Source organism: Segatella copri, from assembly GCF_019249795.2.
Classification (GTDB): domain Bacteria; phylum Bacteroidota; class Bacteroidia; order Bacteroidales; family Bacteroidaceae; genus Prevotella; species Prevotella copri_B.
On sequence record NZ_CP156891.1, the window covers coordinates 286,870 to 311,839 of the forward strand.

Below are 24,970 nucleotides of genomic sequence, written 5' to 3' on the forward strand. Positions count from 1 at the left end.
ATTTAATCTGTCAGAAATTTGAGAATGCCGAGCAACACGCTGGTGCGGGTTCTTTCGTCGATGATGCATTCCAGCGGGAATCCCATGACGAAGCTGCGGTAAGTTGTGCTCTTGTAGGCAACAGCCGCACTCGTTCCCGTATCGTATTGCATCGCCGTGAAGGCGTAATTGCCAACCGGTTTCAATATCTCGGGATGGGTTGCCGCATAATGCTGGGCATTCAGCTCGTTATAATAGCTGAACTGCAGACCTAATCCCTTGACGTTAGGCGAAGTGTAGACAATACTGTCTCGTTCTGTTACGGTTGAATCTTCGGGATTGATTTCCCTGGTGATGGCCGTAGAACCTGTAGGCTCATAGCTGAGTTTCAGAATATCGCTCAGGAACGCCTGTTCCTCTTCAGTCTGCATGTCGCTTCCGGTGTAAGAACCGCTTATCAGAATTCTGCCGCCTTGGCTGGCGTATTGCCTGATGCTGTTCTGCAGGGCAGGCGTGAACGACTTGAAGAAGGTGTGAGTATAGCCGTCATGGCGCTCTAATCCGTTGATGAGGTCAACTGCCTGATAGTTCTTCATCTGAACCCTGCCGCTGGTGATGACTTCGCTCGAACAGCTGGAAATATTATATTTGCCCGAAGCTGCAATACTTGTAGCATGCGCCTGAACGTAGTTGAAGTCATTGCCTGCCACAAACTTACCAATCATTTCGTTGCCGCTGAAACCGAGTCCGAAACTGGTTTCGTTGCCCATTCTGCTTCTGTCGAACACCTGTTGCTTGCCGCTCCATCCCGCCGTCAGTCCGTAGCTTACGCCCGGATCCTGATTGAGGTCAAATCCCTGCTTTTCCTCATCATCCACGACCTGCGGAGAGGCAAGGCGATGGAAATTGTTTACGATGAGCACAGACTTGCTGGCAGCAGGATTATAGAGCACAGAGAGGGTTTCGGTGGTGAAACTTTCTCCTCCCGCATTAACCGCAGCCACCTTAAAATGGTAAAGCTTGCCCGGTTCCAGCTGCATCTGGCAGCGGGTGGTGTTCACGATGGTTCCGTTGTCAAAACCGCCTTGTCCCTCAGCCTTATAAATAATGTAAGAAGTAGGGCGGGCAGATGGTTCCGTCTTGTCCAGCTGAGCAGTCCATGAGAGTAGGGCAACGCCTTGGTTCTGCGTAACGCTGAAGTTCTGCGGAGCCAGCGGCTGGACCACGTATCGGGTTCCATGATTGCTGTTTACGAAGCGCAGGATAGTTTTGTAGATGGAGCGTGCGATATAGAATTTTCCGAGCGGATCCTGAGCAATTCTCATATCAGGGAAATTCTGATGCGAAAGCATTTCGAGAATAGCCGACGGAACTTCCGGCAGACGGGTTTCAGAATAGTTTCTGTCCCATAGGTAGCGTTTGCCGAATTCTCCGAACTGAGCCGTCAGATCCGTAACGAGATTATCGCGCAAAGCCCTGGCGAAATCCTTGGATGTGAATCTGGAGATTCCGCTGTTCAGTATTCCGTCGTTATAATCTGTGGTGCAGATAGCAAGGGCTCCAACGGTAGATTTTCCGTCCTTATTGTAACCCGCATCACTATGAAGTGCCAGCGAGAGTTCTATAGGCACATGCTTGCCATTTTTGGCAGGCATGTAAACCGAACCGCCGCCCAGCCAATTGGTCATCAGCGAACGGGTGTTGATGTCGTCGGCGTAATCATTTTCTCCCTTTCGGCCTCCATAAACCTTATAGGGAGCACCAGCCCATTGGGCGTAGTATCTGGCTCCTTCCAGGCAACGGGGCAATCCGCTGGTGTAACCGCCACGCTCTATGTTTCCCATGCCGCCGCCAAAGCGGACAGCATCTGTAGTTACTACTCCACGGCGTGAAGCCTTGTTGGTGCAGACCACCCGGTTGAACTCGTTGCAGCCCTTGTCGAAATCGAAGGTGCCCAGGTAAACCCAGGTACCTCCGCCCATGCGCTGGTTAACGGAAAACTCCGTGGCTTCGCCCTTGTGATAAACGATGTATTTTGCATCGCTCACGCTCTTGGGGAGCGACTGGTAGCTTACGTAGACTGCGTATTTGCCGGCTTCCTTGAAACGGGGCTGGTAGCTTACCTGGCTAGTTTTCTTGCGCTTGGTAGCCTTCGCCTGTCTCACGGTTCCCATGCGGAACGGATTTTCCCCATCTTTCAGTCGGTAGCGGTTGGCAAAACCGAGCGAATCGCATTTTTTCCATCGCTTGCTCGCCTCCTTTTCGAAATAATAAACCGACTTGACAGCATCATCATTATCGATGACGATTTCGTTTCTCTGCCAGTCTCTTTCACGGGGTGTGAAGACGATGGCTCCCGCATTCTGGAGCATCGGGATGAGGTAGGGCACGACGATGGTTTGGGTAAAAAGATCTTCGTTTGTGCAAAACAGGTTAGGGCGTTGCCATTTCCATACATCTCTGTCGGCATAATAATACCGTCCGTGCGAGGCCCATAGCGAAAGGTGCCTGTTCTGTAGTCCTGCCGTAACGAAATAAGGGCGGGAAACATTAAACACCCATGGGTCGCCATCATAATCTATGCCTTGCCATGCGCCGCTGTTAGCCTCGTCGTAGATAGGAAAAAACGATTTGCCGTTAGCCTGAAGCGAAGCTCCAGCGGCTAACAGCAAACTGCTTATCAAACAATATGTTATGTTTTGGTGTTTCACTTTACGAATACTCCTTCTTTAATAGCTGACTAAACCGTTATCTTCTAAGGTTTAATCAATATTTCCGATTGTGAACTTCTCCGGTTTCTTTCCTTTGAAATCCTTGAAGTACAACTTGATTTCACGCATGTCTTTGTCAACATCTCCTGACGGGATAATCTGCCTGGTGCATTGGATGACCTTCTTCTCATAGTCAAGCCCATAGAGATGGATAGGCAGATGCGCCTTGAGGGCTATGAAATAGAATCCCTTTTTCCATTCCGGGTTGAGCGAGCGGGTACCTTCGGGCGTAATGCACAGTCCGAAAGCCTTGCGCTTATCCGCTTCTGCAGCCAGATTATCCGTCATGCTGGTATGTTTGCTTCTCCACACAGGAATACCGCCCATCTTTCTGAAGATAGGACCTAGCGGCCAGAAGAACCATTCCTTTTTCATAAGGAAATTACATTTGATTCCCTCAGCATGGGCAAAGAGCTGGCCTAGGATCAGATCCCAGTTGCTGGTGTGCGGAGCCATGCAGATAATATACTTTTCAGGAAGCTCCTGGGTGATGATTTTCTTATAGCCCAAGCGCTTATACAATATCCATTGACAAATTCCTTTTACCATATATTTAAATAGGTGTATTTCCTGATTCTGATGATGAAAGGATTATGCCAGGTTTGAAATCTGGTCGATGATTTCGCTCACCTGCTTGTTGAAGTCGACTGTGAGTTTCTTATAATATTCACCCTTCGTGATTCCCGGTTCCGGGTGAGACACGCGGCTGATGTAATCGCCGTTGATCATGACGATAGCTGAAAGAATGCCATCCACATCTTCCTGTGTAGGCTTACCATTATACAAAGATGCAGCTACTGTTTCGGCGAAAAGTTCGCTTGTAATGTAGTTGATTGTGCGCTTTAAATCTCTTTTATTAGCCATAATTCTTTTCTCCTAATTAATGAATAATTAAAAATATCGCTCAAAGATAATCATTTTCTTTGAAATAACATCATTTTTTGGGAAAAAATGTATCTATTAACGCATTTTTAGCATTTTTCTTTCCGTATCTCGCAGAAAAGAGTTATTTTTGCAGATGTTTTTGAAGTTTCAACTAATTAAAATAAAAACGAATTATGGAAAAAAGTGCATTGCAGATTGCAAGAGCTGCTTATCAGCCAAAATTGCCTAAGGCTCTCCAGGGCCCAGTAAAGGCAGTTGAAGGTGCAGCAACACAGTCAGTAGGTAATCAGGACGAAATCAAGGCGTTGTTCCCTAACACTTATGGAATGCCTGTTATTACATTCGAGGCAGGTGAGGCTAAGGAACTTCCTGCTTTCAACGTAGGTGTTATCCTCTCAGGTGGTCAGGCTCCTGGCGGTCACAACGTGATTTCTGGTCTCTTCGACGGTGTGAAGTCTCTCAACCCAGCTAACAAGCTCTATGGTTTCATCCTCGGTCCTGGTGGTCTCGTTGACCATAAGTACATGGAGATTACTTCTGAAATCATGGACGAATACCGCAATACTGGTGGTTTCGACATCATCGGTTCCGGACGTACCAAGCTTGAGAAGGAAGACCAGTTTGAGAAGGGTATTGAGATTCTTCGTGAACTCGGCATCAAGGCACTTGTCATCATCGGTGGTGACGACTCAAATACCAACGCTTGCGTTCTCGCAGAATACTATGCTGCCAAGAAGTATGGCGTACAGGTAATCGGTTGCCCTAAGACTATCGACGGCGACTTGAAGAACGAGCAGATTGAGACTTCTTTCGGTTTCGATACAGCCTGCAAGACATATTCTGAGCTCATCGGTAACATCGAGCGCGACTGTAACTCAGCACGTAAGTACTGGCACTTCATCAAGCTGATGGGTCGTTCAGCATCTCACATCGCTCTTGAGTGCGCTCTCCAGACTCAGCCAAACATCTGCTTGATTTCTGAGGAGGTAGAGGCTAAGGAAATGTCACTCGATGATGTGGTTACTTATATTGCAACTGCAGTAGCTAACCGTGCTGCTGAGGGTAACAACTTCGGTACTGTTCTCATCCCAGAGGGCTTGATCGAGTTCATCCCAGCTATCAAGAAGCTTATCGCAGAATTGAACGAGGTTCTTACAGACCCTGCAACAGGCGAGAGCCGTGAGTTTGCAAGTGCTGAGGAGCAGATTGCATTCGTTAAGGGTGCCATCGCTAAGGACAACCTCGCAGTATTGGAGTCTTTGCCAGCTGACGTAGCTCGCCAGCTTTGCCTCGACCGCGACCCTCACGGAAACGTACAGGTTTCTCTCATCGAGACAGAGAAGTTGCTTTCTCGCATGGTAGCTGAGAAGTTGGCTGCATGGAAGAAGGAGGGTAAGTACGTAGGTAAGTTCTCTGCACAGCACCACTTCTTCGGTTACGAGGGACGTTGCGCAGCTCCTTCTAACTACGATGCTGACTACTGCTACTCACTCGGTTTCAACGCTTCACGCCTCATCGCTAACGGCAAGACCGGTTACATGTCAATCATTAAGAACACAACAGCTCCTGCAGCAGAATGGATTGCAGGTGGTGTGCCAATCACTATGATGATGAACATCGAGCGTCGTAATGGTGCTAACAAGCCAGTTATCCGCAAGGCTCTCGTTGAGCTGGATGGCGCTCCATTCAAGTTCTTCGCTTCTAAGCGCGATGAGTGGGCTAAGGAAACAGCTTACGTTTATCCAGGTCCTATCCAGTACTGGGGTCCTTCTGAGGTTTGCGACCAGACCACAAAGACTCTCCAGTTGGAGCAGGCTAAGTAAAAAATAGAATAAATATTTTTTTATATGTCAACAAGACGAACGGCTTCTTCACAGAAAAAGAGTGCCATGACGAGAAAGAAAACTCCTCGGCGTGGCGGCTCCCGTGGTAGAAGGCGTTCGTCTTCTTTTTTGCAACGCTATCCCCGTTGGGCGTGGTGGATAGGCGGAACGGCGGTTATCGTGCTCTATGTCTTTCTGTTCTATCATTTCTTTGTAGGTCCTACTGGTTTCCGATGGCGTGCGCTTTATGGCGATGCTGAATATCCTGAAGGTTTCGAAATTCATGGAATCGACATTTCGCATTATCAGGGCAAGATAGACTGGGAACAGCTCAAGAATGCGATGATCAAGGGTTGTCCTGTGCGCTTCGTCATCATCAAGAGTACGGAAGGTTCTTCACGGCTCGATGAGAATTTCCGCGAGAACTTTAATCAGGCTCGCGATTTCGGTTTCATCCGGGGTGTTTATCATTTCTGGAGCAATAAGTCGACGGCCCGCGAACAGGCTTATTATTTCCTAGACCAGGTTCATCTTACGGATGGCGATTTGCCTCCGGTACTGGATATTGAACATAAGCCGGCAGATAAGAGTGTGGAGGATTTCCAGCGTGATGTGCTTACCTGGCTGCATATTGTAGAGGATAAGTATCATGTTAAACCTATCATCTACACCTATTATAAATTCAAGGAGCAATATCTGAGTGCGCCTGTCTTCGAAGATTATCCTTACTGGATAGCCCACTATTATGTTGACAAGGTTCAGTATAAGGGCAAATGGAAGTTCTGGCAGCATACGGATGTGGGCAAGTTGCCGGGCATTAAAGGCTACGTAGATTTCAATATTTACAACGGCAGTTATTATGAGCTCAAGCAGCTCTGCATAGGAAGCAATAATAATGAGAAGAAATTCATGGAATAAAGGTTGGACTTTTGGCAATATGCGAAAATCCAACCTTTATTCGTATGTTTTAATCTGATATTTCTGATTTCAGATTTTTCGTTCTGAATGTTTAGAATCAGAAAAGAATCTTTATGAACCTAAAACAAGGCAGGCCCAATTGTTGTCAATCTGTCTGTTTATTTCATGCATTCCCAGTTCTTCTGCTTTCTCCAGGAGTACAGGAATATCTTCTTCGTAGAAGCCGCTCAGAACCAAGGTTCCGCCGATGTTCATCACGCTACGGAAAGCGCGCATGTCGTCGAGCAGAATGTTGCGGTTGATGTTGGCTAGAACCAGGTCGAAAACGCCGCTGATGTGGTTGATTACCTGACTGTTGCCAAAGAGTACTTCCATGTTAGTTACGCCGTTGAGCACGGCATTATGCTTGGCATTTTCCACGCTCCACTCGTCAATATCGTAGCCTACCACGTCTTTCGCTCCGAGTTTTGAGCAGGTGAGGGCAAGGATTCCCGTACCCGTTCCGCAATCCAGGATGCGCTTGGTTCTGATAGGCATGTGGAGCAGCTGCGAAATAATCATGCGTGTGGTTTCGTGGTTTCCTGTTCCGAACGCCAGTTTCGCCTCAATACCTATTTCTATCATGTCGGGTCTGTTGCTCGTATCGGGATAGAGTTCGGGATGTTTCGCATCGTAAATCACCACCTGGTTGTCCACATAAATTGGTTCGAATCCCTGTTCTTCCCATTCCTGGTTCCAATCCTTATCTTCTGCATCTTTCACCTCGTAGGTAATTTTCGCATCCCCGATAGGGAAATCAGCAATATAGGCATCCAGCATCTCCTTGTCGAAGAGTTCTTTCTGCACATACGCTTCCAGTCCGGTTTCTGTTTCTTCAAAAGATTCAAATCCGGCTTCGGCTGCACCATCGGCAAGCAGATCCTGAGAGGCCTGCATCAAGTCGGCAGTCGTTTCAATAGTGAATGTTGCTACTAAATATTTCATATTTAATTTGTATTAATTTCTTGTCTAAAAACGCCTTCGAATGTTCAAAAAAGCTAGATTTGTTTTAAATCTTCTGCAAAATTATAAAAAAATAGGGGAAAACCTACAATTATTTAGGGAAATTCTGTATTTTTGCATAAAGATAAGCAATATTTTTGCATCCAGATTATTATATAATCAGAAAAGGGCTCTTTCTGGAGTATTTTTCCTGATGGTTTATGATGGATCTGGAAAGAGAAAAATGGAAAAAAATAAATAGGAGAACAGAATATGAAAAGAAAGTATCTTCTTGCAGTCCTTATCGCAGCTGCGATGCCACTCACTTCGATGGCACAGGACGATGACCTCTACTTCAATCCGAAGAAGGAGGCCAAAGAAAAGGCTGAAAGACGGGCTCTGCTCCAGCGCCAGTATGCTGAACAGCGGGCACGTAGAGATAGTGTTTATCGGCTGTTTTGGAGCGGAAGCGACCGTTCGGTAGATGAATACAATCGAGGCGGCAGAATCTTCAGCCATTATGAGAATGTAGGGAAAGATTCCCTGGGCAACGACATTATCCAGTTCCATGTGGGCAAGGGTGTGGCGCCAGATAGCATTTATGATGATGCTTACTTCGCCCAGAAGTATGCTGACAGGGATGAGGATTTCGTACGCACACGCGAGATGAGCCGATGGGACGGATTCTATGATCCATGGTTCTACGATTATTATGGTTACGGTCCTTACTACTGGCGCAGCCGCATGTGGGGCTGGCACAATCCTTGGCGCTACGGCTATTATGCCGGCTGGTATGATCCTTGGTTCGACCCTTGGTACGATCCTTGGTATTATGGTTACTGCGGCTGGTATGGTGGCTGGTATGACCCTTGGTATTATGGCTGGGGCGGCTACTACAATCCTTGGTATTGGGGCGGTCCGATAATCGGACATGTTAGCTATGGTGGACGCAATTCGGGCGGTTATGCAGGAAGCAGAACTTATCGTTATAATGGCGATAAAGGCTATGCTGGCAACAGTACTTACCGAAGCAACAGAAACCGCAATTTCGGCGGTCGCATCAACGATAATGGCCGTTACAATAGCGTTCGTAACAATAATACCAACAACTTCGACCGCAGCAACTTTGGCGGATTCGGAAACCGTAGTGGAGCCAGCTTCGGAGGCGGAACGCATTCCGGTGGCGGAAGCTTTGGCGGAGGAGGCGGTAGCTTCGGAGGCGGCAGTCGCTCAGGTGGCGGCGGCTTTGGCGGAAGAAGATAGTCGCTTTTAAAGTTTATGGTTAATAGTTTATAGCTTGGGCCTTTGTTCTGAGGATGAAGACCTTAAGAATTAAGTAAAGAATTAAGAGATTATGAAGAATTTAAAATATTTATTCCTGGCTTCATTGGGACTCATGTCAGCCCCAATGTTGGCTCAGGAAACTTATCAGGATACTAAGTTTGCAGAAAATTCCCTCACGGGTACTGCACGCTATGTAGGTATGGGTGGAGCTATGGAAGCCTTGGGCGCAGATATTTCTACCATTTCCAGCAACCCTGCCGGTTTGGGTCTGTTCAGAAAGAGCATGGCAAGTTTCTCAGCTGGCGTTGTGGCTCAGCCTGGAGCTGATACGGAACTCAATTTCGATAAAACTCCTTTTGGCTTCGACGGAAAAAAATCGGTTCCTAGTTTCGACCAGATTGGTTTCGTTTGGGCTGCTACAAATGGCGATTCGAATGTAAAGCTCAACTTCGGTTTCAACTATCACAAGAGCACAAATTTCTCTCAGATTCTTTCTGCTGCCAATTATCTCAACGGAGCATCTCAAACCAAATGGGCTTCTGCCAAGACGGCTTACGCTAACAAATTGGATGAGCAGCACAAAGGAGATGGCGATCTGGTTTGGAATGCGGTAGATGCTAACTATAATAAGTTGATGGGCAAAGACGAGGAAGGAAACCAGATGACCTACGATGGCCGTTCGTTCCTCTTTGGCCAGTATCAGAAGGGCTACATAGGCGAATATGATTTCAATATTAGCGTGGGCTTCAACGACCGCGTATGGTTGGGTTTCACCTTGGGCATTCATGATGTTCATTACCGCAGCAATTCTGTTTATACAGAGAATTATGTGGCTGATAAGGAGGCTTACGGAACAGCTTGGGAAAACCAGCGTATCACGGGTACGGGTTATGATGCAAAACTGGGTATTATCTTCCGTCCGGTAGAAGATTCTCCTTTCCGTATTGGTGCTTATGTCAATTCGCCAGTATTTTATGATTTGTCGATGGATGGAACAGCTGACCTGGAACTCGTTGACAAGAACATAACAGACGAAAACGGCAATTATGCTGAGGCTAGCAATACGAACAGTTCAAGTCTCGATTATCGTCTGAATACGGCTTGGAAGACGGGTATCAGCTTAGGTCACACCATCGGCGGCAATCTTGCCCTGGGTGCTACTTACGAGTATGCATGGTACAATCACATGGATAATCGTGTGAAGGATGGCGGTTATTATGATGGTTATTGGGACGAATATTATGAAACCAGTTCAAGCGATGACCTCATGAATGATCATACCAAGCAGTCGTTGCAGGGCGTGAGCACGCTGAAGCTGGGTCTGGAATACAAGCCTGTCAGTATGTTGGCGCTCCGCCTGGGTTATAATTACGTTTCTCCGATGTTCAAGGAGAGCGCAGACCGTGACCAGACAATCCCTTCTCAGGGAACAATCTACGCCACCTCTACAGATTATACCAACTGGAAGGCGACTAACCGATTTACAGCCGGCGTAGGTTTCAACTACGAGAAGCTGTCTATTGATGTGGCTTACCAGTACAGTTGTCAGAATGGTGACTTCTATCCATTTGCAGCCTGGGAGGAGCTTGGTGCGAATGCAGCTCCTGCAACCAAGGTTGACAACAAACGCCACCAGTTGCTGATGACCGTTGGCTATAGGTTCTAAAATGTGAAGGTAGGGGAGTTATTGATTAAATAATGTGAAATCCCGATAAAAAAGCCCACACTTGAGAAAAAAGTTGGGAAAAAGTTTGGCGGTTTCATATAAAAGCCCTATCTTTGCAATCAAGAAATCGGGATGATTTCGTGTCATAGATTAGGTTTTTAGATTAAAGGTGTTATTCACCTTATTTTCTAGGATTAAAAAATATTAGTTTTTTTAGTGGTTAATTTAGTTTTAGTAAGTATGTTTAGGGTCTGTTGTGAAACAGGCCCTATTTTTTTGTGTCTTTACCAAAAAAATCCCCCAACAGGATGGCTTGGAAACCATACCTGTCGGGGGAAGTAATAATCCTAAATAAATCTACCTTGAATAAACTAATACCGGCCTTATTTGAACTATTAAATCATATATTATTTGTTTCTGTAATTATCAAGACCCTTGTTCAGGAAGTCGAGATAAGCACTAACATCTTCTTTGAAACTGAAGGCTGCTGCAAGAGGATTGCCATCGTTGTCAATAGCCACATAGAATGGCTGGGCATTAGCTCCAAACTTGCTTGCCTGCAGATAACTCCACTTGTCGCCAACGGTTCTCAGGGTGCGCTTCTCGCCATTAAACGTTACCTCCATAGGCTCAGCAAGAGGAGTCTTGTCATCTACATAAAGTGAGATGAGAACATAATCCTTTGTCAGCTTATCGGCAACCGATGGATCTGTCCAGACAGAAGCCTCCATCTTGCGGCAGTTTACACAACCATAACCCGTGAAATCAAGCAATACCGGTTTGCCGGAAGCCTTGGCAGCAGCCATTCCCAACTCATAATCCTTATAAGCAGGCTCTACGGTCTTGGTGTTGAGGTTGAAGTCCTGTGTATTAATAGGTGGAGCAAATGCGCTCACAGCCTTGCAAGGAGCACCCCAGAGACCTGGAATCATGTAAACCGAGAATGCCAAAGAACAGAGACCCAACATGATGCAGGCTACAGGCATAGGCTTGTTGATGTCGCCTCCGATTGCATCAACCTGGAACTTCAGCTTGCCGATGAGATAGAGACCCAACAGACCGAAGATGACAATCCAGAGAGAGAGGAATACCTCGCGGTCCATGATGTGCCAGCCGTAAGCCAGATCGGCTACAGAGAGGAACTTCAGAGAGAAGGCAAGCTCGATGAAGCCGAGCACAATCTTGATGGTCTCCATCCAAGAACCCGACTTAGGAGCCGACTTCAACCATGATGGGAAGAGGGCGAAGAGGGTGAATGGGAGCGCCAGAGCAAGCGCAAAACCGAACATTCCTACGGTAGGAGCGAGCCAGTCGCCGGATGTAACGGTCTGAACCAGCAGCAAACCGATGATAGGAGCTGTACATGAGAAGCTGACCAATACCAGGGTAAAAGCCATCAGGAAGATAGAAATCATACCCGTGGTGCTGGAAGCCTTGTTGTCTACCGCATTTCCCCAACTGTCAGGCAATTTGATTTCAAACCAACCGAAGAACGAGAAGGCGAAAACGGCAAGCAGGAGGAAGAGGATGATGTTGAATACGGCACTTGTGCTGAGCGCATTCAGGGTGCTAGGACCAGCGATGGCTGTTACGGCAAGACCCAAAACCAGATAGATGACTACGATGCTCAAACCATAAGTAATCGCATCGCGGATACCTTTCTTCTTATCGTTCTTAGCACGCTTCAGGAAGAAACTTACGGTCATCGGGATAATAGGCCAGATGCAAGGCATGACGAGCGCAAGCAGACCGCCCACAAAACCGATGAAGAAGATGTAGAAGAGCGAATGGTTGGCGATGTCGTTAGCTCCGCCAAAAGCCTGAAGTTCTTTAACAACCGGTTTCCATAAGTCCTTGACGTTCAGATTTTCCATAGCAGATGCCAAAGCTGCGGAATCTACGGGCTGAGTAGCGCTATCGGTCTGAGCCAGGGTAGCGGCCTTGGCAAGCGAATCGGCCTTCATCTTGGCAGCAAGGGCAGGATCAATCGCCTTCGCATCCTTTGCATTCAGAGCATCTTTTGCCCCAGCTGCAGGAGTATCAACGGCTGGCGATTTACCACTCTGCTTAAATGCTGCCTCGCTTGGTGGCAGACAGTTCTGGTCGTTGCAGGCGCCATACTCCAGATAGGCATCAATATGATAATTAGGTTGGGTAAACTTCACCTTCTGTACAAAGGTAACGCTACCTTCAAAATAACGGAGTTTCATCTCGAAGAGAGGGTCGAACTTTGCAATCTCTCTGCCACGTGGCTGAAGTTTGCCTACGAGCTCAGCTCCTTCAAGCTTATTTACGTTAAACGAAGCTGAAATAGGTCCGTCGCCTCCCAAACCGGTAGAGTAGACATGCCATCCCGGTTGGATTTTTCCGCTAAACACGATTTCGGCCACAGCACTTCCGTCTGTTTTCAGCGAGCTGGTGAACTTCACAGGGTTCATCATCTGCGCCTGAGCCAGCATTACTACAAGGAGTAATTGAAAGATTAAAAATACTTTTTTCATTTCTGTTTTTTAATTTTATGTTGCAAAGTTACTAAAAACTAATCATATTACGTATTCAGATGGCTTTAAGGGTACTCGGTTTTAATTTTTTTAAGAAAAAATGCTAATTTTCTCAGTTTTACTTGGCTATTTCGTACTTTTAATGTAAACTTTGCCGACAGAATAAAGCAATCCTAAAATTTTGAAACAGAATAAAATGGCAAAGAAGAAACTATACTTGTTTCCGTGCTTTCTTCTTTTTGATTGAAATGAGAATTAATCTCAGAACAGGCAGAAAGGAAGTAATGATCAGAAAGGGGTGAACCGGTTCCATTTCCAAATTTCACCTCTTTCTTTTTCTCATAACGCCTATTTACCATAATACCGGTTAGAATTAAAAAGAGGAAAGTAAAAAAAAGGAGGAAATATTCCGTTGTCAGCCACTCATGATTTCATTCCGATTTTTTTCATTTTCTTCATTTCAAAATTCTCCCTTTACATGATATTCAGGTTCCTGCAGTTTTCCTGCACTAAATAGCACATTTTTGATAAACCGCCAAGAAAAATGCTCAAAAAACTTTGCTTATTCAAAATAATAATCTTAACTTTGCGGCATAATTCTAAGGTGATAGCCTATCAGCTGATTGGCTTTGTGAAGGATGAGAATATCGAGATGGTACAGTTTCATCAATCCTACAGCTATGAGGATTTCGTGCAGGGCATCCGTCCTTCTGAGGAGGGCGGCTTTGAACGGAGGAATGGCATTTGAGGGAGAACGGGTTCCCGAGGTTGTATAAGCCTTGCGGGGAGAGCTTTTATGCCTGTTCTGAGGGGCTGCTGCTTCAGATTAGCCCCTGGGATTACCATATGGAGAAGAAGACTATTACCAGGGAGCAATGCCTGGAACTGAATGAGATGGCGGAAAGGATTGCGGAATGGAGATAGGGAAAATGGAGGCGCTTGGAGAGGAGGCTGGGTGGAAAAGAGAGGATAAAGGGGGACAAGCGATGGAATCGCTTGGAACGGGGGCGAGAGAGGAAAGATTGGAGGCGAAGGAAAGAGTGGAAAATAGGAAGGAGAAAAGGAGCTTCTTTATTAAAAGCTGCACAAAAAAGGGCGAAATCTAGATTTTTTGTTACGAATAATGTTAAAAATGTTACATTTTAATGCTAATAGGAATTTATTTTGTAACTTTGTACTCCGGACGGCCGTAATAACTAAATTCAGCTTTCCAAAAATCTAAATACCAAACAATGGGAGATTTAATAAAAATAGTTGGGGTACAATATGCAGTAAATTCTAACCACGTAAAAGGTGAGGATATGACTGCACAAGAACAACAAAAAACAATAGAATTTCTGACCATGCTGGACAGAAAGCACCCCTATGTTTCGGTAAAACCCGAACCTACTAACGAAACTGATGAAGAAGCTTTTGTTGCGCGCGTTGCGAGTCGGAAGGCAGGCATATGGCGAATGAACTAGAACACTTATTGAGCGGTTTATGCAATGAGGGTCGCCAGAAGAAGCTCCGCAAAAGTTGGCTCCCCCATCTCCTATCCACCCATGAAGCAGAAAGGGCATGGCATGACTGGTTGCACTTAAAAGGTGCCGACTGTCATAAACCAGATAATTTGAAAATGATGTCATGGTTGGAAGATATAGAGACAGAACTTTCCAATATTCCGGCATTGGCTCCTTATTCCAATGATGATAAGATAGCCATGCTCATACGCGCTCACTACACACGCATTCCATTAGATAAGTATCGCCAATTGCTTACCGCTTTCGTGATTAGAGACCGTCTGCGCATGCGTTTGGGGCTGCCAACAAACAGCTTTGCTCCTACCCCATCTCTAACAAGCCAGAAGGAAGACTACCTTATTGATAAAATCATCAAGTACAGCCAAACTCTAGTCAGACGAGAAGATGTTGAGGTTTTGCAGAGATTCATCTATCACGAGATTTCATATTTACCCCCAGAGTATAAACTTCGGGTTGACAATATGACTGAGCGTTTCCTTTCTGAAGAGGCAAGAGAAGGTATACAGATTAATGCCATCAAGGAACAGACGAAGGCTTTAAAAGAGGTGGCAAAGAAGCCTACGATTCAGGCAGAGCACTATCATGCAGGAAATTCTACATTTGATGTTCATAGTAAGCATCTGCATCTTGACCACCAGGAAGAAGGGAATTCTGCTCTGCTGCCATCAGATTTATAGACATACAAAAATATTACAAGAATATAAAAAAAGGAAGAAATATGAGTAATAATTATTATGCAGGCAATGTTATTTACAACAACCAGCACAAAGAACTGACTATCCAGGGCAATCTGTCTGCACAGCAGATGATGAAGATTGCAAAGGATTTTTTTGCTGAAGACACAGAGGTGACGGAGGAGAATTACGAGGCAGAGGTGACTGGAAAAGCTAGTGAAACCAATGAAGCTGCAGGAGAAGGTTTTCAGAAGGAACTCTTCCATTTTGTGCATCCTGCACTCGATGAAGACGATGGATGGAAAGTGCATAAAGAGGTGGAGAGACTGGTAAAGCAATTTGACGTACAGGAAATCTGTAAGAGACTGAACATACTGAAAAAGGAGGGCAAGGTGCTGCTGCCACAAAACACAAAAAATGCCCATGAAGAATTGATACGAATGGGTATGCCGATTGAGAAAGGAGGGTTCGGATACAAGACTTTCTGTAAATATTATAATAAGGACTAGAAGACGATAGCGACTGGGCCTTCCTGATAGAGATTTATATCTTCTGATAGCGACCGATACTTGATTTTTGTTCAGGTATCGGTCGCTTTTTTGTACCCCTAAGTCAAAAATGCGACTATACGTAGAGAGAAAATCAGAGAAAATCAGAGAAAATCGGAGAAATTCAGAGAACTTTGGAGACGGCACTTTGGAAAAGCATCTGTGCCAGGCTTTTTCTTCTTACTTTTGCACCCGTCATCTGATAACAAGATGACTACCCATCAGGCGAGTTGCAAATCACAAAATGGGGAATGATGGTACTAGAAAAGATGACGGGGAAACCTCTTCGAACGTCATCGTACCAGAGAGGCTTATTTAATACTCAAGTAAAAATGAATATAGTATTAAATGACAATATGAACGAAAGTTCAGGTAAAGCAGGAAAGGGATTCTACCCAAACACAGAATTGGGTATCGACCTCAAGTTGATGACTAAGGAGCCAGGGCGCATGGCCGTTGGCGAGTATCTGGATGGAGCCATTACGCACGACGGCGAAGACCACTTCACCTTTGTGCAGAATGGCCAGGAGAAGAAGCTGCAGAAGGTGGTGCAGAGAAATCCGCACGTGTATGAAGGAACGTACATCAACGTGAACCGAAAAAAAGACGGTACGCTCTACCCTACCTTCAACCGCCCGCAGTTCTCAGAGCGATTCACCTTCCAGGACTTCTGCCAGGGTGCCGCCAACGAGCTGCGTATCATTAGCGGCAAGAGTGATGACAGATAAACGGAGTTGAGGCTTTCTAGAGGAAATGGGGACTTCGGGGGTGCCGGTAACAGGATTATCCCTACCCTCATTTCCTCTTCAAAGCAGTCTCAAATCTCAGTCTCAGTTAGGATAAATGTCACAATCCAACTCCAAACCCGCTTCTTAAGTCTTTATAACTTATTGATTATTAATTAGTTATATATAATATATATAGGAAGCGAGACCATAAAAAAACAACTGAGACTCTGAGACTGAGACTGCAAGCAAGAAAAAATGAACATGAAATTTGATTTAACTCTCTAAAAAGCAATGGATTATAATATTTTTAGCAACATCGCTCCGGCGATGCCCAAACCCAGCAAGGGTACTGAATTTGTAAAATTTGCCATCTCTCAGGCATCTAAAGACATGCAGGAAGTGCTCATTCCGATGGCAATTCCGGCATTAGCAGCTCATCTCACAGACGTAAGATTCATGTATTCCGACAACAAATATTACGAAATGTGCGGGCAAATGGGCCATCTGATAGGTCCATCGGGTATCGGAAAGGCACAGTTGGGTCATCTTGTAGAGGCCATCATGAGACCTTTCAGAAAGCATGATGAGACTGAGTTCAAGAAACTGGTTGACTGGCAGCGACAGATGAAAACCAAGGGCGCCAACAAGGAAAAACCGGAGCGCCCGGACGTGAGTTTCTGGTTTCCACCTTCTGATGTCACCAATCCTGCATTCATCCAGAACGCTATGGCATGCGAACAGCTGGGCGGAAGAACCCAGTACATCAATCTGCCTGAGGTGGAGATGGCCGACAGAATGTGTGGTGGGCATAAGCAGGTGAGCCAGATGGTAAGAAACATCTTCGACTGTCAGAGGGCTGGAGCCTTGCGCGCCACGGCTGATGGCGTAACGGGCAACCCTCTGCTCCGTGTGAACCTCACCTTTACCTCTACTCCCGAGGCGGCCCGACTCTTTTACAAGAAAGACCTGACCAATGGTTTCTTCGGGCGCATACCTTTCGCCTACAAAGCCCGTGGCGAGCGAAGCGGAAAGATTCCGCGACAGGGAACGTACAACAAAGATTTCCTCGAAAAGCTCGATGGCTACCTGCTGAGGCTGGACAACTGCAAGGGCAGTTTTGTGGTGAAGCCACTCAACAAGATAGCCGATAAGCTGGCAGAGGAAATGGCACGCCTGGCCGACCTTGCTGATGATGATACGCTCTGGGAACTCTCCCACCGCAGCATCTTCTCGGCATGGAAGAAGGGAGCCGTGCTGTGGATTCTGAACGACCAGAGCTGGTCGAAATCCATCGGCGACTTCGTTGAATGGTTCTGCTACTACGATTTGTGGTCGAAGGTTAAGGTGTTCGGCGACATGTTTAAAGCGGGCGATGGGCAGGAAGAGGCTCAGAGAAGCGGTCCGAAAAACATGCTCGACCAGCTGGAGAATTCCTTCAACGAACTGCAGTTGGAAACCCTGCGCCTGAGTCTGGGCAAGAATCAGGAAGGTACCAAGCATCAGCTCAACGTATGGAAGAACCGCCAGTTTATTACTTATAACAGCCAGACGAAACTCTATACCAAGACTGCAGAATATCTGACGGGTATACCGGCCAAGAAAAAGAAAGGGAAAGGGATATGATGGAGAAATATGAGATTCAGAAACTGCGCGAACTTCCGATAGAGAAGGTCGCGAAAGAGATGGGGATGAAGGTGGAGCACCATAAGGCGCTCTGCCCCTTCCATGACGACCACCACGCCAGCCTTACGTTCAACAAGACCAAGAATAGCTGCAGATGCTATGTATGCATGAGAAACTCCATCGGCACCATCGACCTGGCGATGAGATACCTGGGGAAGGATTTCCCGTCGGCTTGCCGATGGCTCGCAGAAGAACATCAGATTCAGCTGGAGGAGGATTCTTCTTCGGGGAAAAGCTCTTCCTTTGGAGGGTCTTCGGGCAGAGGGGCTTCTTCGGGTTCTTCATCCGGTGATTCTTCTTCGGGTGATAATTCGGGGAAATCTTCCTTCGATGCAAGCAGGTATGCTAGATTCTTCGAACATCCCTGGCTCAACCAGGCAGCTCGAAGATTTCTCTTCGAGGGGAGGAAGATTGACTGGAGAGTGGTGAACTGGTGCCGACTGACTTCCTGGACGGACAAGAAGGGCATCAACTGGTTGCAGATTCCTTACTTCGATACCGATGGGCGGCTTATAGGAATCCAGAACAGGAACCTGGATTACAAGAAGGAGCAGGATGCTCCCCGCTTCCGGTTCCCTTACGGCGCAAGATGCAGCATCTATAACCTGCCGGTTGTGAAGAGACTGAAACCGGGCGATAGGCTGTTTATTACGGAGGGATGTAGCGACTGCTGGGCGATGCTTTCTGCCGGACATAAGGCGATAGCCATCCCTTCTGCCACGCTCCTCAAACCCGAGGATAAGCAGCTGCTGACGGATATCGGAAGACTGTATCAGGTGGAATTCCACATGTTTCCTGATCAGGATGTGCCGGGCGAAAGCCTCTTCATGCAACTCAGGGAGATGCTCCCCCAGCTGGTTCACCACCAGTTGCCACCGGGCTGCAAGGATTTCAGCGAATACTATCTTTTAGGGGCTGCTGCAACTTCCGGGAGCAAGGAGCCGATAAACAAATGATTAAAAAATTAAGAGTATGGAAGATTTTATAAACCGTTCGTATACGAAGAAGGAACTGGGACTGATGTACTTTCCCGAGAGTATGCCACGCACGGCCGTGAATCATCTCATGAGTTGGATTCGCCGTTGCCAGCCGCTCTGGGATGAATTGCAGCAGATGGGATATGAAAAGACTTGCAAGTCGTTCACGCCCAAACAGGTGAAGGCTATTATCGATAACCTCGGGGAACCGGGATAGTTATTAGTGATTAAATGTTCCGATATCGCATGGTATCGCACGCTATCGCACACCTGATAAATCGGGATTTCGTATCTTTGCATCGTGATTCAGAAAGCGCGCAAAATCACTTGCCCAGTTGGAGAAAAATATTTCCCTAATTGGGAAAATAAAAAAGAAAATGAAACCAAGACTCCAAGCCTCGAAACGAGTCGTTTCGCTAGCGAAACTTAACAGGGGGCAGAAAAAAATCATGAACCAGAACATGAAGGCATTCATCCGGTATCTTATCGTGGCGATCTGCTCAGCCATCGTCACCTTCCTATCCAGCTCCTGCACGGCAGGACTCGTAATCGGAAAGAACCAGCGGCAACATCAGGAGAACAACATCTCCACCAAAGTAGATTCTACCTACTATGTGCCAACCATTACCATCCGGTAGTTTAGAGTTAATAGTTTATAACAATTTAAAATTCAAAAGATTATGGCAATTAATTTGAAAGCAAAGGAGACCCTTATCCAAGTAGGCGAAATGAAGGGTCAGTACAGATTCATCCTCGGTACCGAACTTTACAACAAGCTCTCAGAGAGCAAGGTTATCAAGGAGGCTGCTATCAGAAGCGGCGTTAGCGTGGGCGTGATGCAGGTTTGCTGGGATGCAGCAGGCGAGGTTATCAAGGCGTGGTGTACCGAAGGCCATTCCGTAGCCGTTCCGGGATTGGGAACCATGCGATTCGGCGTAAGAGCCAAGAGTGTGCCTACCGTAGGCGAAGTGGCTACCAGTCTGATTACCAACCGCCGTGTTATCTTCACCCCAAGCGTTGACATCAAGCGCGAGCTGCAGGAAACCTCCATCCAGATTACCTGTTACGACCGCAACGGCAAAGTGGTGAAAAACGTTACTTCCGACGATAAGGGCGATGTGGAAGACCCAGACAACACCCCAGGTGGTGGCGGTTCGGATAATACCCCGGGCGGCGGAAATACCGAAGGCGGCGGAACCACCGGCGGTAATGAGGGCGACGGTTTGGAGTAAGAAAAGAGCCCCTGATGCAAGGAAACGAGCATCAGGGGCTTTTATCTTACTCCATTACATAGAGGATGGATGTATAGAGCTGCATCACGAGAATGTAGAAAAGAAAGCAGGGCGACAGGAGGCGGATGCCTTGATTCATCGCATCATAAACCTGACTGATGCCCTTGATGCTCTCGCTCATGATGCCGTAACTCATGCTCATCACCATGACCGAGAAACAGATGTACGGAATGAGACTATGCGTGAACGGACTCGGAAAGAGGGTTCCTACGGCATTCAGCAGAATGGCATGGGGCAAGAGGGTGAGCGCCAGCATGATACCTGCAGAGATGCACAACTCGATGAGCATCAGGCGCAAGGCCGTGCGCTGGCGATACTGGGTATGGTCGAAATGGAGCACCCTACTCTGCCTTACCACCCCGATGGTGATGCTGATGAGCACCAGCCATACGAGCCATACAGAGGTGAGATGGTCTACAAAATGGCCCGTAAACCAGCGGATGCCCTCGGGGCTGGTAAGCGAATGGGTGAACGACTCGGGCATCGCAGCTGTAAGCAGCCACGAAACCAGAATCACCACTACTTCGGCTATTCCCAACAATAATGCCAGATAGGCCAATACTTTCTTATACATTCTTTAAAAAGCGCTTATTGAAACGAGTTATTCTTCATCTGCCTGCAGATGGTCGATATCGAGGATGCGGAGCTCGCAGGCTTTTACCACCAGGCGGGTGGCGTTGATGCCCATGCCGTGATTGCCGTCAGGGAAGAGTTTCTGAACCAGTTCTGCCTGTCGCTTCTCCAGACTCTTTACGCCGAAAGGCATTCCGCGCAGGTTGGTAATCTGCTCCTTGGTATAACCCAGCGCAAGATGGCGCAGGAAACGCTCGTCATACTCATCAATCTCATAATTCACCAGAGCCTCCTGACGCATCAGCTGGCTGTTTACGCTCCGCTTGAAACGGTCTACTATCTTCTGAAGGATAGGCTGGTTGAACACCAGTTTCTTACCTCCCATGCAGCTCGCCACATCGCCACGCGTAAGGAGTTCGCCACTCTTCAGAATGATGCCGTCGCAGCCCGCATCGAGCACATCTACCCAGAGTTTTTCGTTCAGAATTTCTCCTGTAAAGATGAGCACCTTCACGTCAGGATACTGCTCCTTGGTCTGGCGGCAGATTTCTACGCCTACTGTGGTGGAACCGCCCAGTCCGAGGTCGAGCAGAACCAGATCGGGCAACTGCTGCTTGATGAGTTTCCAATAGGCTATTTCGCTCTCGGCAGTACCGATGATTTCAGCCTCTGGAATATCATTCTTGAAGATACCCTCTGTACCCTTCAGTTCCAGGGGCACGTCTTCTACAATGATGACTTTAAAATTTTCCATTTTCTGATATTTTTATTTTCTTATGATTTTAAACTTTTCCATTTGATGCGTGCCGGCAGCACGGCCTCTATTCTGAGGCAACCCTTATCGCCCTGGCAAGCCTTGATGCCGCAGCCGCGCAGATTGGTAATCTCTCCCAGTTCCCTCACAATCTGCCGGCACAGGAGATAGCGCAAATCGCCCGTCAGAGGGGTGAAGAGCTGGGCATGGAGCGCAGCATCATAGGCCACATCCTGCTGGTCAATCCAATATCTCACGTAGGCAGAACCCGGAATCTCAGCCACTCCGGTATGGTAATCCTTGGAATTGCCACGCATCAGAGAAACAAGATAGCGGTTCAGGAAATCATCTGCCTTGATGTTGCCTTCTACCTGCTCCATCGCCTGGGCGCTGAGCAGAGAATAGAGCGATTTATAATAATCTACCAGTTCCTTGAGCGAATCTACATCATCGGGCTGCGAATCGATAAGCTGGCGGATGCGCGACGGATAATACATCGTTTCGTGCTTGAGCGTAGACAGACAGTTGTCGAGCACGGAATTGGAGATATGAAGTTTATCGTTCTCATATTCAGCCCTATGCAGCTCATCGGTCATCAGCTCCAGTTTCAGGGATTCCTGCTCAGCCTCGTCGGTCCGCTTAGCCTTGGTCTGTTCAATCATGGCAAACCGGTAACTCAGCACGTGGCGGTAATAGAGCAGATAATAAGCCAGCGGCAACTGCAGCAGCAACAGGATGAGCAGCACCACGGCCACGGTCTTCGAGTTCTCGCTCTGCTGCATCGTGTGCACGTAAATATCGAGCGTATTATCGGCACTTATCTCGCGGAACAGCTGGGTATAAACCTTGTTGTTACTCTGGTAGAGCGACCATTGGTGCAACGCCAGGGCAGCCACGGCACACTCGTTTCTCAGGTCGAGAATGACGTGATAATTGGTTCTAAGCCCTTCGCGCATCCAATAGAGTTCTGCCGCCATTCCCACCTCCGGATGAGCCACCATGAGATACTTGCCGTCGGGATATTTCGACAGATAGAACGCATTGAGATAATGGCGCGAAGAATCGGCAAAGGCCAGGGTGCGCTGGTAGGTGCCGCTGATATTGCTGAAGTAGGCGCTATCTGCAAAATCGTCGGCACGCTGGAGATTGGCATCTACGTTCGTCTTGTGATGATTGTGGCGCTGGCGGATGTCGTTGGCCTTCTTAGCCTCGCAAGGCTGGACCGCAGCCGACAGCAGCACGAAGAGCATGATGATGATGCCCAACAACTGATGGGTTCGGCGGACGATACCTTTAGGCAGACGGAAACTGAAGCGGCTCCCCTCGCCCAACTTGCTTTCTGCCTTGATTTGGCAGCCGGCAAAGAGCGAACTCACCTTCTTATATTTCTCTATGATGCCCTTGCAGTTGAGCAGTCCGAAGCCGTGACCGCCTGTATAGGTCCGGTCGAAGACATGCGCCAGCTGCTCCTCGTCCATACCCTTTCCGGTATCTGAGATGCTGATTTCCACAAAGTCAGAAACCTTGGCGCTAATGGTTACCTTTCCGCCTTCGGGTGTAAACTTGCGGGCATTATCGGCTATGGTATTGATCATGAAGAGCGTAAGGATGCGGTCGGCCTTGACCACGGCATCTGTAGGTTCTACATCGAGTTTCACGCCCTGCATCTGGAAGCTCATCTTGCCCTTGCTTACAATATCGAAAAGCTGCTGGAGCGGGAAACTTTCGATACGCAGGCTGAGTGAGCCCTGGCGCATCTGAATCCACTCTGTAAGCACGTTGTTATATTGGTTTATCTTATCCGTGAGTTCGGCGATATACTGGTAGCGTTCTTGCCGCACCTCATCGCTTTCGCCCCCTTCGGAGAGTCGGTTTACCTCGTGAATCATGCGGTCGATAAAAGGCGTAATACTGTTTACGAGCGAAATCTTAGCCCTTTGTTCCAGATTGCGTTTCTTGTTTTCTTCGATATGCAGTCGGGTTACGTTCAGGTCATCCTGAACCTCCTCCTGCTTATCTTTTAATTCGTTGATTTTCTTAGTGTTATTCTCGCTCCACTCACGCAAAGGTGCAAGCAGTTTATCCATCGACTGGTTCTTCATCTTCTTGCGCTTCATGTGGTCGAAAACGTAGAGTAGAACCACCACGAGCACAATCATCGCCACCACGGCAGCAATCATCAGGTTGAGCTGCTGGGCGTTCTCGTCGAGTGCCGCGGCACGTGCCTCCAGCTGGCGGTCCTGTCGCGAACGGTCCTGCAAATCCAGATAGATATTGCGGTTGTAATCGCTCTGCTGCTTATCATCTATAGCCGAATAAACCAGACAGAGTCTTTCACGTATCGACGCTACGAGGTCGGGTGCCTGCTCGATGGCCTTGTTGTCGTTCAGGGCATGATTCAGGCAGTCGAGCGCAGAAGAATAATCATGGATATCCCAGAAACATTCAGCCAGCGTACGGTTGGCTCCGGCAGTCTGATAAACATCTCCGTAGCTCGAAAAGAGGTTGAGGGCACGCTGGGCAAAGTTGCCAGCCAGCAGATTGTTTGGCATCTGCTCGATGTTGAGATACTGGAAGGCAGGCAGGTTGTTACGGATGAGGAATTCGCTCACCTCTCCTTTTCTGAGATGCTCGCTAATAGACTGCAGGGCGTTAGCCTGCCAGTAAGGATAAGGATGGGCAGGGTCGCTAGCCAACATGTAGCAGCTGATCAGCCGGTCGAATTCCGCCTGATTGATTTCGTTTTCGGTTTCCTTGACGATAGCTCCGCCCGAACCTATATTATAAAGATAGTTGAGATATTGTGCCGAATCCTGTTCCAGCTCATCTGGGTCCAGACGGTTAAGCTCCTGAAGCATCGGCTCGTCTAAGCCCACATAATAAAAATAGGTGGCGGCCACAATATAGAATTCAGATTTCGCATAAATCACGCGTTTGTTTTCCCTCGGGGGCATGGAATTCACCTCTTCGCGAATTCTGCGCAAACGCCTCATCGCCTTTTCGCGATAAGCATAAAAATCTTTGTTGTGCGATTCTCTCTGGCAGAGTCGCATGTTCTGAACATCGGCAATAGCGAGTTCTATCTGATTATCGCTCTCCTCTTCAATCTTCTTCAGCCATCCCTTGGCACCCTTGTTATCCATCTTGGCTATACAGACGAAGGCAAGGTTGTTATAGGCTTCGGCACGGCCTGAGGGATAATCTTCTGAAAGTTTCAAAGCCCTCTCAGCCAGCACTTTAGTAGAATCGAGATTGCGATAATGATAAGCATAGGATTGCTCGTTCAGCTCATCTACCCTTGCCTTATTCGCAGGAGAACAAGCTGAAAGAAAAAATGCCGCCACCACCAGAATTGATGATGGCGACATGAAACAAAACGATGCGAAAAACTGCATCTCTAATGAAAAATA

24 protein-coding genes are annotated in these 24,970 nt (G+C 47.4%); 16 read left to right on the top strand and 8 right to left on the bottom strand.

Features of this window, described 5'->3' with window-relative positions; genetic code table 11:
• Positions 1 to 2: 2 nt before the first annotated feature.
• The 3 genes from KUA48_RS01280 to KUA48_RS01290 form a co-directional block, all read right to left on the bottom strand.
• Entirely contained in the window at positions 3 to 2,651 is a 2,649-nt protein-coding gene (locus KUA48_RS01280; RefSeq protein WP_218433197.1) for a fibronectin type III domain-containing protein, read from the bottom strand.
• A 90-nt stretch (positions 2,652 to 2,741) separates the two neighbouring features.
• Positions 2,742 to 3,299, bottom strand: a complete 558-nt coding sequence (locus KUA48_RS01285; protein WP_022121200.1) for a 1-acyl-sn-glycerol-3-phosphate acyltransferase — start codon at positions 3,297 to 3,299, stop codon at positions 2,742 to 2,744.
• A gap of 42 nt (positions 3,300 to 3,341) precedes the next feature.
• Entirely contained in the window at positions 3,342 to 3,614 is a 273-nt protein-coding gene (locus KUA48_RS01290; RefSeq protein WP_117586172.1) for a hypothetical protein, read from the bottom strand.
• A gap of 194 nt (positions 3,615 to 3,808) precedes the next feature.
• Here KUA48_RS01290 and KUA48_RS01295 point away from each other — a divergent pair, with 194 nt between their 5' ends.
• Both KUA48_RS01295 and KUA48_RS01300 read left to right on the top strand, forming a co-directional pair.
• Positions 3,809 to 5,458 carry a diphosphate--fructose-6-phosphate 1-phosphotransferase gene (locus tag KUA48_RS01295; protein ID WP_117694109.1) on the top strand — a complete coding sequence of 550 codons (1,650 nt, stop codon included), beginning with the start codon at positions 3,809 to 3,811 and terminating at the stop codon, positions 5,456 to 5,458.
• Between the two features lie 24 nt (positions 5,459 to 5,482).
• Positions 5,483 to 6,376: a glycoside hydrolase family 25 protein gene (locus tag KUA48_RS01300; protein WP_371833700.1), complete on the top strand. Its 894-nt coding sequence runs from the start codon at positions 5,483 to 5,485 to the stop codon at positions 6,374 to 6,376.
• A 111-nt stretch (positions 6,377 to 6,487) separates the two neighbouring features.
• On the opposite strand, the gene prmA is transcribed toward KUA48_RS01300, so the two are convergent.
• Positions 6,488 to 7,360, bottom strand: a complete 873-nt coding sequence (gene prmA, locus KUA48_RS01305; RefSeq protein WP_119229129.1) for a 50S ribosomal protein L11 methyltransferase — start codon at positions 7,358 to 7,360, stop codon at positions 6,488 to 6,490.
• Between the two features lie 40 nt (positions 7,361 to 7,400).
• Here prmA and KUA48_RS01310 point away from each other — a divergent pair, with 40 nt between their 5' ends.
• The 3 genes from KUA48_RS01310 (at position 7,401) to KUA48_RS01320 (ending at position 10,307) form a co-directional block, all read left to right on the top strand.
• Positions 7,401 to 7,619, top strand: coding sequence for a hypothetical protein (locus KUA48_RS01310; protein WP_218433195.1), 219 nt, complete (start codon positions 7,401 to 7,403; stop codon positions 7,617 to 7,619).
• Between the two features lie 11 nt (positions 7,620 to 7,630).
• The gene (locus tag KUA48_RS01315) at positions 7,631 to 8,620 is read left to right on the top strand and encodes a hypothetical protein (RefSeq protein WP_218433193.1); all 990 of its coding nucleotides are present in this window, start codon (positions 7,631 to 7,633) and stop codon (positions 8,618 to 8,620) included.
• Between the two features lie 91 nt (positions 8,621 to 8,711).
• Positions 8,712 to 10,307, top strand: a complete 1,596-nt coding sequence (locus KUA48_RS01320; protein ID WP_218433190.1) for an OmpP1/FadL family transporter — start codon at positions 8,712 to 8,714, stop codon at positions 10,305 to 10,307.
• Positions 10,308 to 10,714: 407 nt separating this feature from the next.
• On the opposite strand, the gene KUA48_RS01325 is transcribed toward KUA48_RS01320, so the two are convergent.
• Complete coding sequence (locus KUA48_RS01325) at positions 10,715 to 12,808, bottom strand: cytochrome c biogenesis protein CcdA (protein WP_218433188.1); 2,094 nt, start codon at positions 12,806 to 12,808, stop codon at positions 10,715 to 10,717.
• Between the two features lie 586 nt (positions 12,809 to 13,394).
• On the opposite strand from KUA48_RS01325, the gene KUA48_RS01330 reads away from it, so the two are divergent.
• The 11 genes from KUA48_RS01330 to KUA48_RS01380 all read left to right on the top strand — a co-directional run bounded on the left by KUA48_RS01330 (position 13,395) and on the right by KUA48_RS01380 (position 20,173).
• Positions 13,395 to 13,556, top strand: coding sequence for a hypothetical protein (locus tag KUA48_RS01330; RefSeq protein ID WP_153094637.1), 162 nt, complete (start codon positions 13,395 to 13,397; stop codon positions 13,554 to 13,556).
• A 166-nt stretch (positions 13,557 to 13,722) separates the two neighbouring features.
• A complete protein-coding gene (locus KUA48_RS01335) occupies positions 13,723 to 13,914 on the top strand; it encodes a hypothetical protein (RefSeq protein ID WP_218433186.1) in 192 nt (63 codons plus the stop codon).
• Positions 13,915 to 14,040: 126 nt separating this feature from the next.
• Positions 14,041 to 14,271: a hypothetical protein gene (locus KUA48_RS01340; RefSeq protein WP_218433184.1), complete on the top strand. Its 231-nt coding sequence runs from the start codon at positions 14,041 to 14,043 to the stop codon at positions 14,269 to 14,271.
• Between the two features lie 155 nt (positions 14,272 to 14,426).
• A complete protein-coding gene (locus KUA48_RS01345; protein WP_334649325.1) occupies positions 14,427 to 15,008 on the top strand; it encodes a hypothetical protein in 582 nt (193 codons plus the stop codon).
• Positions 15,009 to 15,049: 41 nt separating this feature from the next.
• Entirely contained in the window at positions 15,050 to 15,514 is a 465-nt protein-coding gene (locus KUA48_RS01350) for a hypothetical protein (RefSeq protein ID WP_153080240.1), read from the top strand.
• A gap of 371 nt (positions 15,515 to 15,885) precedes the next feature.
• On the top strand, positions 15,886 to 16,281 hold the full coding sequence (locus KUA48_RS01355; protein WP_256624466.1) for a hypothetical protein: 396 nt from the start codon (positions 15,886 to 15,888) through the stop codon (positions 16,279 to 16,281).
• Positions 16,282 to 16,572: 291 nt separating this feature from the next.
• On the top strand, positions 16,573 to 17,904 hold the full coding sequence (locus tag KUA48_RS01360; protein ID WP_153072639.1) for a hypothetical protein: 1,332 nt from the start codon (positions 16,573 to 16,575) through the stop codon (positions 17,902 to 17,904).
• Positions 17,901 to 18,920 carry a CHC2 zinc finger domain-containing protein gene (locus KUA48_RS01365; RefSeq protein ID WP_218433181.1) on the top strand — a complete coding sequence of 340 codons (1,020 nt, stop codon included), beginning with the start codon at positions 17,901 to 17,903 and terminating at the stop codon, positions 18,918 to 18,920. The genes KUA48_RS01360 and KUA48_RS01365 overlap by 4 nt, the downstream gene beginning before the upstream one ends.
• 16 nt (positions 18,921 to 18,936) lie before the next feature.
• Positions 18,937 to 19,158 carry a DUF4248 domain-containing protein gene (locus tag KUA48_RS01370; RefSeq protein WP_022121220.1) on the top strand — a complete coding sequence of 74 codons (222 nt, stop codon included), beginning with the start codon at positions 18,937 to 18,939 and terminating at the stop codon, positions 19,156 to 19,158.
• A gap of 160 nt (positions 19,159 to 19,318) precedes the next feature.
• Positions 19,319 to 19,579, top strand: a complete 261-nt coding sequence (locus KUA48_RS01375) for a hypothetical protein (RefSeq protein WP_155814054.1) — start codon at positions 19,319 to 19,321, stop codon at positions 19,577 to 19,579.
• Between the two features lie 42 nt (positions 19,580 to 19,621).
• The gene (locus tag KUA48_RS01380) at positions 19,622 to 20,173 is read left to right on the top strand and encodes a DNA-binding protein (protein ID WP_022121222.1); all 552 of its coding nucleotides are present in this window, start codon (positions 19,622 to 19,624) and stop codon (positions 20,171 to 20,173) included.
• Between the two features lie 46 nt (positions 20,174 to 20,219).
• Here KUA48_RS01380 and KUA48_RS01385 read toward each other — a convergent pair whose 3' ends face one another.
• From KUA48_RS01385 to KUA48_RS01395, 3 genes are read right to left on the bottom strand one after another with little or no spacing between them, the layout of a single operon-like run.
• Entirely contained in the window at positions 20,220 to 20,807 is a 588-nt protein-coding gene (locus tag KUA48_RS01385) for an AbgT family transporter (protein WP_022121223.1), read from the bottom strand.
• A gap of 27 nt (positions 20,808 to 20,834) precedes the next feature.
• Entirely contained in the window at positions 20,835 to 21,560 is a 726-nt protein-coding gene (locus KUA48_RS01390; RefSeq protein WP_006846602.1) for a DUF5932 domain-containing protein, read from the bottom strand.
• A gap of 20 nt (positions 21,561 to 21,580) precedes the next feature.
• Complete coding sequence (locus KUA48_RS01395) at positions 21,581 to 24,955, bottom strand: DUF5112 domain-containing protein (protein WP_256624465.1); 3,375 nt, start codon at positions 24,953 to 24,955, stop codon at positions 21,581 to 21,583.
• Positions 24,956 to 24,970: the final 15 nt, after the last annotated feature.

What these genes read in the sequence shown, in the direction of transcription:
- KUA48_RS01340 (WP_218433184.1), top strand. Translation starts at nt 14,041, where the DNA reads ATGGGAGATTTAATAAAAATAGTTGGGGTACAATATGCAGTAAATTCT.
- KUA48_RS01385 (WP_022121223.1), bottom strand. Translation starts at nt 20,807, where the DNA reads ATGTATAAGAAAGTATTGGCCTATCTGGCATTATTGTTGGGAATAGCC.
- prmA (WP_119229129.1), bottom strand. Translation starts at nt 7,360, where the DNA reads ATGAAATATTTAGTAGCAACATTCACTATTGAAACGACTGCCGACTTG.
- KUA48_RS01370 (WP_022121220.1), top strand. Translation starts at nt 18,937, where the DNA reads ATGGAAGATTTTATAAACCGTTCGTATACGAAGAAGGAACTGGGACTG.
- KUA48_RS01320 (WP_218433190.1), top strand. Translation starts at nt 8,712, where the DNA reads ATGAAGAATTTAAAATATTTATTCCTGGCTTCATTGGGACTCATGTCA.
- KUA48_RS01310 (WP_218433195.1), top strand. Translation starts at nt 7,401, where the DNA reads ATGTTCAAAAAAGCTAGATTTGTTTTAAATCTTCTGCAAAATTATAAA.
- KUA48_RS01350 (WP_153080240.1), top strand. Translation starts at nt 15,050, where the DNA reads ATGAGTAATAATTATTATGCAGGCAATGTTATTTACAACAACCAGCAC.
- KUA48_RS01325 (WP_218433188.1), bottom strand. Translation starts at nt 12,808, where the DNA reads ATGAAAAAAGTATTTTTAATCTTTCAATTACTCCTTGTAGTAATGCTG.
- KUA48_RS01335 (WP_218433186.1), top strand. Translation starts at nt 13,723, where the DNA reads ATGGAGATAGGGAAAATGGAGGCGCTTGGAGAGGAGGCTGGGTGGAAA.
- KUA48_RS01300 (WP_371833700.1), top strand. Translation starts at nt 5,483, where the DNA reads ATGTCAACAAGACGAACGGCTTCTTCACAGAAAAAGAGTGCCATGACG.
- KUA48_RS01375 (WP_155814054.1), top strand. Translation starts at nt 19,319, where the DNA reads ATGAAACCAAGACTCCAAGCCTCGAAACGAGTCGTTTCGCTAGCGAAA.
- KUA48_RS01355 (WP_256624466.1), top strand. Translation starts at nt 15,886, where the DNA reads ATGAATATAGTATTAAATGACAATATGAACGAAAGTTCAGGTAAAGCA.
- KUA48_RS01315 (WP_218433193.1), top strand. Translation starts at nt 7,631, where the DNA reads ATGAAAAGAAAGTATCTTCTTGCAGTCCTTATCGCAGCTGCGATGCCA.
- KUA48_RS01285 (WP_022121200.1), bottom strand. Translation starts at nt 3,299, where the DNA reads ATGGTAAAAGGAATTTGTCAATGGATATTGTATAAGCGCTTGGGCTAT.
- KUA48_RS01345 (WP_334649325.1), top strand. Translation starts at nt 14,427, where the DNA reads ATGATGTCATGGTTGGAAGATATAGAGACAGAACTTTCCAATATTCCG.
- KUA48_RS01390 (WP_006846602.1), bottom strand. Translation starts at nt 21,560, where the DNA reads ATGGAAAATTTTAAAGTCATCATTGTAGAAGACGTGCCCCTGGAACTG.
- KUA48_RS01365 (WP_218433181.1), top strand. Translation starts at nt 17,901, where the DNA reads ATGATGGAGAAATATGAGATTCAGAAACTGCGCGAACTTCCGATAGAG.
- KUA48_RS01295 (WP_117694109.1), top strand. Translation starts at nt 3,809, where the DNA reads ATGGAAAAAAGTGCATTGCAGATTGCAAGAGCTGCTTATCAGCCAAAA.
- KUA48_RS01395 (WP_256624465.1), bottom strand. Translation starts at nt 24,955, where the DNA reads ATGCAGTTTTTCGCATCGTTTTGTTTCATGTCGCCATCATCAATTCTG.
- KUA48_RS01290 (WP_117586172.1), bottom strand. Translation starts at nt 3,614, where the DNA reads ATGGCTAATAAAAGAGATTTAAAGCGCACAATCAACTACATTACAAGC.
- KUA48_RS01360 (WP_153072639.1), top strand. Translation starts at nt 16,573, where the DNA reads ATGGATTATAATATTTTTAGCAACATCGCTCCGGCGATGCCCAAACCC.
- KUA48_RS01380 (WP_022121222.1), top strand. Translation starts at nt 19,622, where the DNA reads ATGGCAATTAATTTGAAAGCAAAGGAGACCCTTATCCAAGTAGGCGAA.